The organism is Sphingomonas sp. ABOLH (assembly GCF_003951715.1).
GTDB lineage: Bacteria > Pseudomonadota > Alphaproteobacteria > Sphingomonadales > Sphingomonadaceae > Sphingomonas > Sphingomonas hankookensis_A.
The window spans coordinates 62,349-71,953 of sequence record NZ_QQWV01000021.1; the positions used below are offsets into that span (position 1 = coordinate 62,349).

General features: G+C 68.6%; 5 protein-coding genes. 3 read left to right on the forward strand and 2 right to left on the reverse strand.

Features of this window, described 5'->3' with window-relative positions:
- Positions 1-46 precede the first annotated feature (46 nt).
- The 3 genes from ptsP to CA237_RS11445 all read left to right on the forward strand — a co-directional run bounded on the left by ptsP (position 47) and on the right by CA237_RS11445 (position 7,394).
- Complete coding sequence (gene ptsP, locus CA237_RS11435) at positions 47-2,554, forward strand: phosphoenolpyruvate--protein phosphotransferase (protein WP_066693593.1); 2,508 nt, start codon at positions 47-49, stop codon at positions 2,552-2,554.
- The gene (nagE, locus tag CA237_RS11440; protein ID WP_066693588.1) at positions 2,551-4,224 is read left to right on the forward strand and encodes an N-acetylglucosamine-specific PTS transporter subunit IIBC; all 1,674 of its coding nucleotides are present in this window, start codon (positions 2,551-2,553) and stop codon (positions 4,222-4,224) included. The genes ptsP and nagE overlap by 4 nt, the downstream gene beginning before the upstream one ends.
- Positions 4,225-4,388: 164 nt before the next feature.
- Entirely contained in the window at positions 4,389-7,394 is a 3,006-nt protein-coding gene (locus tag CA237_RS11445; protein WP_241215476.1) for a TonB-dependent receptor, read from the forward strand.
- A gap of 60 nt (positions 7,395-7,454) precedes the next feature.
- Here the strand turns inward: CA237_RS11445 and CA237_RS11450 are convergent, their stop codons facing one another.
- The gene (locus CA237_RS11450; protein WP_126014122.1) at positions 7,455-8,450 is read right to left on the reverse strand and encodes a N(4)-(beta-N-acetylglucosaminyl)-L-asparaginase; all 996 of its coding nucleotides are present in this window, start codon (positions 8,448-8,450) and stop codon (positions 7,455-7,457) included.
- Positions 8,451-8,514: 64 nt separating this feature from the next.
- Entirely contained in the window at positions 8,515-9,492 is a 978-nt protein-coding gene (gene hemW / locus CA237_RS11455; protein WP_277600136.1) for a radical SAM family heme chaperone HemW, read from the reverse strand.
- Positions 9,493-9,605: the final 113 nt, after the last annotated feature.

Below are 9,605 nucleotides of genomic sequence, written 5' to 3' on the forward strand. Positions count from 1 at the left end.
GTGAGCGCAGCAGGCGCGGCCGGGCCCTTGACCCAAGGGGGCATTGATGACCGCCATCCAGCTGACCGCGCCGCTTCACGGGTGGGCGGCCGCGCTCGACGATGTGCCCGATGCAGTGTTCGCGGGACGCATGCTGGGCGACGGTGCGGCGATCGATCCGCTGGGCACCACGCTGCATGCGCCCTGCGATGGACAGGTGCTGACGCTGCACGCCGGCGGCCATGCCATCACCCTGCGCGGGGAGGGCGGGGTCGAGCTGCTGATGCATATCGGCATCGACACCGTGCAGCTGGGCGGCAGCGGCTTTACCGCGAAGGTCGCGGTCGGCGACATGGTGACGCGCGGCCAGCCGCTGATCGACTTCGACCTCGACGCCTTGGTGCAGGCCGCGCCGTCGCTGATGACGCCGATCATCGTCACCAATGGCGACGCGTTCCGGATCGTCGATCGCACCGGGGGCCGCGCGGTCGCGGTCGGCGATCCGCTGCTGACGCTGGAGCCGCTGGGTGCGGTAGCGGTCGATACGCAGGCGTCGGGCGGCGAGCGGGTCGTCGCCGATGTCCGCGTGCCGCTGGCACACGGCATCCATGCCCGCCCGGCCGCGCGGATCGGCGAGGTCGCGAAGGGCTTCGCCGCGACCTGCTGGCTGGCGAAGAACGGCACGGAGGCCCGGACATCGGGCGCGGTCGGCCTGCTGGGCCTCGGCATCCGCCATGGCGATACGATCAGCGTCATCGCCAGCGGACCGGATGCGGCACAGGCGGTGACCGCGCTGGTCGACCTGATCGAGGGCGGCATGGGCGAGGGCGTGGGCGAAGTGCCCGCCGCGCCGATCGCCGCCCCGCCGCCCGCCCAGCCCGTCGACCTGCCAGAGGGGCAGCTGGCCGGAACGCTCGCCGCGCCGGGCTTCGCCATCGGCACAGCGCGCTGGCTGCGCGTCGCCGACATTGCCGTGCCGGTCGACGGACAGGGGCCGGGCGTGGAGGCTGCGCGGCTCGACAGCGCGCTGGCGGCGGTGCGCGACCGGTTATCGGCGGAGGACGGCACGCATGCGGGCGCGACGATCCGTGCGGCGCATATCGCGTTCCTCGACGATCCCGAACTGCGCAAGGCCGCCGACCGCGACGTGGGCGCCGGGCGCGACGCCGGCCACGCATGGCGACAGGCGACCCGCGCACAGGCCGAGGTGCTGCGTAGCCTCGGCGATGCGCGGCTGGCCGAACGGGCCGACGATCTGCTCGACCTCGAACGGCAGGTGCTGCGCGAACTGACCGGGGCGGCGGACGATGCGTTGGCGTTCGCGCCGGGCACGATCCTGCTCGCCGACGACCTTTTGCCGTCGCAGGTGATGGCGCTCGATCCCGCCTGCGTGGTCGGCCTGGTGGTCGAGCGGGGCGGCCCGACCTCCCATGTTGCGATCCTTGCGGCGACGATGGGCCTGCCCGCGCTGGTCGCGGTGGGTGCGCCGCTGAACGAGGTGGCGGACGGGGCGACGCTGATCCTAGATGCCGACAATGGCGTCCTGCACGTCGCACCCGACGACGCGACGCTGGCGGAGGCGCGGACGCGGATGGAGCGCCGCGCCGCCGATCGCGCCGCCGCGCTCGCCCAGGCGGCCGAGCATTGCGTCACCGCCGATGGCGTCCGCATCGAAGCCTTTGCCAATCTGGGATCGGTCGAGGATGCGGTCGTCGCCATGGCGAACGGCGCGGAAGGATCGGGGCTGCTGCGCACCGAATTCCTGTTTCTCGAGCGCGATACCGCCCCCGACGCCGCCGAACAGGCCGCACTCTATGGCAACATCGCCGCCACACTGGAGGGGCGGCCGCTGATCGTGCGGCTGCTCGACGTCGGCGGCGACAAGCCGGCCTCCTATCTGCCGATCGCGCCGGAGGAAAATCCGGCGCTCGGCCTGCGCGGCATCCGCGTCGCGTTGGCCATGCCGGACATCCTTGAGGCACAGCTGCGCGGCATCCTGTCGGTGCAGCCGGTCGGGCAATGCCGGATCATGGTGCCGATGGTCGCCAGCGTCGACGAGATTACCGCCGTCCGTGCGGTCGTCGACCGGCTGCGCGTCGAGATGGACATTACGGAGCGGGTCGAGGTCGGCATCATGGTCGAAACCCCGGCGGCGGCGGTCACGTCGGCGACGTTGGCCGCCCATGCCGATTTCCTGTCGATCGGCACCAACGACCTGACCCAATATGCGCTGGCCATGGATCGCGGCAATCCGGCGGTCGCCGGCGGTGTCGACGGCCTCCACCCGGCGGTGCTGCAACTGATCGCGCATACGACCGACGGGGCGAAGCGTCACGGCCGCTGGGTCGGTGTCTGCGGCGGGCTTGCCTCCGACCGGTTGGCGGTGCCGTTGCTGATCGGCCTCGGCATCACCGAATTGTCGGCTTCCCCGCGCTTCGTCCCCGAATTGAAGGCGCTGGTCCGCCGGCTCGATACCGCCGCCTGCCACCGCCTTGCCCTCCGCGCGCTGGCGGCATCGTCGCCGCGTGAGGTCCGCGCCATGGCCCGCGAATTTTGTCAGGAGCTTGCCGCATGAGGTCCGTCGTCGAAGCGTTGCAACCCATCGGCCGCGCGCTGATGCTGCCGATCGCGGTCCTGCCGGTGGCGGGGCTGCTGCTGCGGCTGGGCCAGCCCGACCTGCTCGACATCGGCCTGCTTGCGGCGGCGGGCGATGCGCTCTTCAACAATCTGGGGCTGTTGTTCGCGATCGGCGTCGCTTGCGGCATCGCGCGCGACGGCAACGGCGCGGCGTGTCTTGCCGGGGTCGTCTGCTATCTGGTCGTCAAGAATGGCGGGCCGGTGTTCCTGACCGTGCCGCCGGAGATCACGCGCGGCTTCGACGAAGCGACCGCCGCGACCCTGTCCGCGGCGTGGAAGGTAAAGGCCTTCGCCAAGCTCGACGTGCCGATCGGCATCGTCTCCGGCCTGATCGGCGGCAGTTTCTACAACCGGTTCGCGACGATCAAGGTGCCGGAATATCTCGCCTTCTTCGGCGGTCGCCGTTTCGTGCCGATCGTCAGCGGGCTGGCCGGCATCGCCATCGCCGTGCTGGTGGGGCTGAGCTTTGCGGGGATCAGCGCGGCGCTCGACCTGACCAGTCGCGCCCTGGTGGCATCGGGCAGCATCGGGCTGTTCGGGTTCGGCCTGCTCAACCGGCTGCTGCTGGTGACCGGGCTGCACCATATCCTCAACAATGTCGCATGGTTCGTACTGGGCGACTTCAACGGCACCACCGGCGACCTGCGGCGCTTCTTTGCCGGCGACCCCAATGCCGGTGCGTTCATGGCCGGGTTTTTCCCGATCATGATGTTCGGCCTGCCCGCCGCATGCCTCGCCATGTACCGCTCGGCATTGCCCGACCGGCGCAAGGCGGTGGGCGGCATGCTGCTCAGCCTAGCGTTAACAAGTTTCCTGACCGGTGTGACTGAGCCGATCGAATTCTCCTTCATGTTCCTCGCCCCCGTGCTCTACGCGATCCATGCGGTGCTGACCGGCGTGTCGATGGCGGTGATGGATGCGCTGGGCGTGCGGCTGGGCTTCGGCTTTTCGGCCGGGCTGTTCGACTATGTGCTGAATTATGGAAAGGCGACGCAGCCGCTGCTGCTGCTGCCGATCGGCGCGGTCTATTTCGCGGTCTATTATGGCGTGTTCCGCTTCTTCATCGTCCGGTTCGACCTGAAGACGCCGGGGCGTGACGCCAGCGCCGCGCCGATGGGCGGGGCGCCGGCCGAGGGGGGCGTTCGGGGACGGGCGTTCCTGGCGGCACTGGGCGGCAGCGCGAACCTCGCCAGCATCGGCGCCTGCACGACGCGGCTGCGACTGGTGGTCGCCGATCAGGCATTGGTCGACGAAGCTGCGCTCAAGTCGCTCGGCGCGATGGGCGTGATCCGACCGTCGGACCGGGCGGTGCAGGTGATCGTCGGCCCGATCGCCGATCAGGTGGCGGAGGAAATCCGCGCGGCCGGGGCGGGCGCGCCGATGGCTGCCGTCGCTTTCCCGTCTTCCGAATCGGCGGGGGCCACGGCCGACCTGCCGCCGGCGCTCGTCGCCGCATTGGGCGGGGCAGGGGCGATCCGCGAAGCCCGGACGCTGGCCGGCCGGGTACGCGTCGAACTGCGGGACGCACGCCCGGTCGATGTCGCGACCCTGCCGGGGGTGCGCGGCGCGGCGCAGTTGACCCCGACCACGCTGCACCTGCTGGTTTGAGAACGTTCCCGGTGTGTTGCTCAAATAGCACGCCGGGCAAGCAATACGATCGGCATGGATGAAAAACGGTTTCAGATGATATTGACCTGACTGCTCGCTGGCGGAAAACTGTCTCACAGGTGAAATAATCGCGCCTTGTGACGCGGCACCGACAGGGGGACTACATGAAGCCGATCACCATGCTGCTGACGACATCGTGTCTCGCGACCATGCTGGCGGGAACCGCCCATGCCCAGGTCGTGCCGGTCGAGGCGCTGCCCGACACCAACGCCGCATCTACCACGACCGACGAGGATGCGGACAAGGCGATCGTCGTCACCGGCACGCGCATCGTGCGCCCGAACAACAAATCGGCTGCGCCGATCGCCACCGTCACGTCGCAGGAGATCCAGGCGCAGGGCGCGACCACGATCGAGGAGGTGCTGAACCGCCTGCCGCAGGTCGCGCCGAACGCCGAACAGAATTATGCGGAATCGAGCGGCCGCCAGCGGATCAAGCTGCGCAGCCTCGGCTTCGAACGCACGCTGACGCTGGTCGACGGCCTGCGCCTCGGCATCCAGAACGGCATGGACGTCGGCATCATCCCGGCCTCGCTGGTCGAACGGATCGACGTGCTGAGCGGTGGTGCGTCGTCGGTCTACGGGTCGGACGCGGTGTCGGGCGTCGTCAATTTCATCCTGAAAAAGAATTTCGACGGGGTGGAATTGAACGGCAATTACAGCTTCTACAACCACCAGAACCGCGAAAACCCGGTGACCGACGCGGCGCGGCGCGCCTTTTTCCAGACGCCGCTCGGCATGACGAACGACGGCGCCCGGATGGACGTCACGATGACGGCGGGCAAGTCGTTCCTCGACAACCGCGTCAACCTGACCGGCTTCTTCAGCTATCGCCAGTCGGACCTGCTGCCGCAGGGTGCGCGGTCGTGGTCGGCATGCGAAGTGACCCAGCCGACCAAGGACTCGGCGCTCACCTGCACGCGCAGCCAGTATACGCAGGTCGGCACGATCATTCCCGGCAGCGGGGCGAATGCGGGGCGGGTGCTGGTCAACAATCCTAACGGGTCGGGCAATCTTATTCCCTGGGGATCGGTCGCCGGGGCGGCCGCCAATCCGTTCGACGAGTTCGCCGCGCAGCGTGAGTTCAACCGCATCAACGCCGGCGGCTTCCTGACGGTCGACCTGTCGGAGGCGGCCGAAATCTATTCGACCTTCCTCGCCTATCGCGACCGGTCGCAGAACCCGACGCCGCTGCGCGTCTATCCCTCGGGCATCTATGGTTCGACGCCCTATCAGGTGAATTGCAACAACCCGTTCCTGTCGGCGTCGCAGGGGCAGACCCTGTGCGGCGGCGCGGCCGGCACCAACACGCTGGTGCCGTTCAACCTGCTCTATCGCTTCGACGGACTGCCGCCGGCGTACAACAAGTTCGAAAACCTCGGCTACCGCGTCACCGGCGGCATTCGCGGCAAGGTGCTGAAGGCGTGGAATTACGACATTGCCGGCGTCTATTCCGCGAACCGGTCGACCGACAGCTACCCGCCCTTCCCGAACGAGGACCGGCTGCGCCAGTCGCTGATCGTCGATAACGTGGGCGGCGTGCCGACCTGCCGGACCGGGGGCGCCGCCTGCGTGCCGTTCAACCCGTTCCGGCCGTACAACAACGCTGCAGCCTTCGTCGATTCGGTCTATGAAAGCGTCGACGGTCGCCAGATCAGCAAGCCCAGCATGTGGCAGGTGCTCGGCACCGTATCGGGCGATCTCGGCGAATATGGCATCAAGTCGCCCTTCGCCGATCAGGGGGTGGCGATCGCCGCCGGCGTCGAGTTCCGCGCCGAACGCTTCATCTCGACCGCCGATGCGCAGTTCCGCCTGACCAATGGCGGCACCGACGCGCGCTTCACCCAGAATGTCGTCGAAGGCAACGTCGAAGCGCAGCTGCCGCTGGTCGAGGACCAGAGCTGGACCCAATTGCTGCAGGTCAACCTCGGCTATCGCAAGTCGAAGTACAACCGGCTCGACGGCGCGTTCGACACGTGGAAGGTCGAGGGCCTGTGGGCGCCGATCGACGACATCACCCTGCGCGGATCGATCAACAAGGCGCAGGCCGCGCCGTCGCTGATCCAGGCGGTGCAGGCGAGCAACATCAACTATGTGACGGTCGGATCGCGCAACGATCCGTGCGCCACCACCCCCGATCCGCAGAATCCGGGCCGCTTCCTCGCGCCGACCGCCAGCATCGAAGCATGCCGTGCGACCGGCCTGCCCGACAATCTGTACGGCAGCCAGACGCTGAACTGCCCGGACGCGCTGTGCACGATCCGCAACGGCGGGTTCAACCTGACGCCGGAAACCGCGTACACCAAGACGTTCGGCGTCGTGCTGCGTCCGCGCTTCCTGCCGGGGCTGACCGTCTCGATCGACCGCTTCCTGATCGATCTGAACGATTCGATCAGCTATTTCAGCGCGGGCGATTTCGTGAACGGCTGCGTGCAGACGCAGAATCCCTATTATTGCCGCGGCATCGTGCGCAATCCGGGCAGCTACACGCTGTTCAGCCCGGCGGCGAGCAACCCGACGACCGGGTTCATCATCCAGGGCACCAGCAACGGGTATAAGAGCGACTCGCACGGCTGGGATTTCCAGGGGCAGTATGCGCTGAACCTCGACACGGCCGGACGGCTCGACCTGAGCTTCAACGGGACGCTGATGACGTCGATCGGCAGCCAGGAATCGCCGACCGTCACCGCACGCCAGTGCGTCGGCTATTATGGTCCGTTCTGCGGCGAAGGCTTCCCGAAATGGGTGCACGGCCTGCGTACGACCTGGTCGACGCAGGACAATGTCTTGAACATCTCGCTCAACTGGCGCCACCAGGGGCCGATGACGATCACGTTCAACGCGGACGCGGACACCGGCATTCCGTACGGCCCGGCGAACCGTCGTTCGACCTACAACCGGATCGATGCGTATGATTATTTCGATCTGGCGACGACGTTCAACGTGGCCAAGCGCTTCGTCCTGCGCCTCGCGGTCAACAACCTGTTCGACCGCGATCCGCCGCTGATCCCGAACTCGCGGTCGGAGCTGGGGCTGCTGCGCAACAACACCGTGTTCCGCTACGACCTGCTGGGGCGTCAGATCGTGGCCGGCGCGACCGTCCGCTTCTGATCCCGGCGAACGGACAGGAAACAAGGCCCGCTCCCATGATGGGGGCGGGCCGTTTTCGGTTCAGCCCTTTCGCAGGCTGGCCGATGGCAGCACGGTGCTGCGCCCGTCGTCGCCGGTGACGGCATAGGTGAAGCCGGGCAGGATCGCGAAGGCGCCGACCTGTCCGTTCCGGTCCATCGCAAGGAAGCCGACCTGTACCCCGTCGAGCGCCGACCCGCGCAGCCGGGCGATATGCTCGACCGCCTCGCGACACGCGTTCATCGGCGTCATGCCCGCGCGCAGCGACGATACGACGCGGGCGGTGCCGGCGATGCGAGTCACTTCCTCACCCAAGCCGGTGGCGGTGGCTGCACCCACGCCCGCCTCGACGAACAGGCCGCTGCCGACCTGCGGGGAATCACCCACCCGGCCGTGCAGCTTGAACGCCATGCCCGATGTCGTGCAGGCGCCCGCCAGCTCGCCGTTCGGCGCGCGGGCGATCATGCCGATCGTATCGTGGTCGAGCGGCCCGCCCAATGGCGCGCGCGCATTCTCGCTATTGGCGATGGGCTGGTACTTCGACGTCTTCAGCCATTTGCGCCATTCGGCCTCGGCCTCCGGCGTCAGCAGCTTTTCGGCGGTGAAGCCATTGGCCAGCGCGAACTGCCGTGCGCCGTCCCCGACCAGGAAGGTGTGCGGCGTGCGCTCCATTACCGCGCGCGCGACCGAGATCGGGTGGGCGATGTCCTCCATCGCCGCGACCGCGCCGACATGGCCCTTGTCGTCCATGATGACCGCGTCCAGCGTCACCCGGCCGTCGCGGTCGGGATAGCCACCCTTGCCGACCGAATGGTTGGTCAGGTCGGCCTCGGGCACTTTCGCGCCGGCCTCCAGCGCGTCGATCAGGCTGCCGCCGCTCCTGAACCGCGCGACCGCCGCATCGTTGGCGGCGGCGCCGAAGTCCCAGGTCGAGGCGACCCGCAGCGTCGAGGTCGCGCGGGGCTGCGCGGGCAGGCGGGCCGCGCCGGTCGCGGCGGCGAGGCCGGCGATGGCGGTGCGGCGGGTGATGGTCGGCATGAAGCGCCCTCTTTTCACTGGTGATGCGCGGTTGTGCGCACTCCCGGCGAAACGGGCAAGGGGATCAGACGGCGATCTCGCGCAGCACCGCGTCGAGCACCGGAATCCCCGCCGGGGTCAGCGCCAGCCGGTCGCCGTCGCGGACCAGCAACCCCTGTCGCGCCAAGAGCGATACCGCATCCGGCCGCACGACCGCATCGATCGGACGCTGGCCCAGGCGCGCGATCCGGGCGAGATCGACGCCCTCGCGCATCCTGAGGCCCATCACCAGCGCCTCGGTCACGCGCTCGTCGGGGGTCAGCGCATCCTCCCGCTCGATCCCGTGACCGTTGCGCTCGACCGCGGCGATCCAGTTCTCCGGCTTCTTGCGGCGCACGGTTGCGAGGCCGGAGCGCCGCCCATGCGCGCCGGGACCGATCCCGGCATAGTCGCGATAGCGCCAATAGGTCAGGTTGTGGCGGCTCTCCGCCCCCGGCCGGGCATGGTTCGACACCTCGTACAGCGGCAGGCCGGCGGCAGCGGTCATCGCCTGCGTCGTTTCGAACAGGTCGGCGGACAGGTCGGCATCGGGCAGCGTCAACTGCCCCTTGGCCGCCAGCGTCGCGAAGCGGGTGCCCGGCTCGATGGTCAGCTGGTAGAGCGACAGATGCTCGGTCCCGAACGACAGCGCGCGGGCGAGTTCCGCCTCCCATGCGGGCAGCGACTGGCCCGGCCGGGCATAGATCAGGTCGAAGCTGACCCGTGCGAAATGTCGCTGCGCCACGCCCAGCGCCGCCAGCGCTTCGTCGACGCCATGGGCGCGTTCGAGGAACGCCAGCGCATCGTCGTGCAGCGCCTGCACGCCCAGCGACACGCGATTGACCCCGGCGGCGGCGATGTCGGCAAAGCGCGCCGCTTCGACCGAGGACGGGTTCGCCTCCAGCGTGATTTCGATTTCGTCGGTCGGCGGCCAATAGCCGCACGCCGCCTCGATCACCGCCGCCACCGTCGCAGGCGGCATCAGCGACGGGGTGCCGCCCCCGAAGAAGCCTGCATTCCCCAAGTGGCGTGTCGTTTGAGGTGAAGATCGCCTGTATCCGAGCGCTAGACAAGGATTTTCTGCCGCAAGCGGCACCTGCGGTCGCGCAGACTGCTGGGTCTGGACGGATCAGACCG

Bases quoted from the DNA above. Each gene is read 5' to 3' on its own strand.
- ptsP (WP_066693593.1), top strand. From the start codon at position 47: ATGACCGCCATCCAGCTGACCGCGCCGCTTCACGGGTGGGCGGCCGCG.
- CA237_RS11445 (WP_241215476.1), top strand. From the start codon at position 4,389: ATGAAGCCGATCACCATGCTGCTGACGACATCGTGTCTCGCGACCATG.
- CA237_RS11450 (WP_126014122.1), bottom strand. From the start codon at position 8,450: ATGCCGACCATCACCCGCCGCACCGCCATCGCCGGCCTCGCCGCCGCG.
- nagE (WP_066693588.1), top strand. From the start codon at position 2,551: ATGAGGTCCGTCGTCGAAGCGTTGCAACCCATCGGCCGCGCGCTGATG.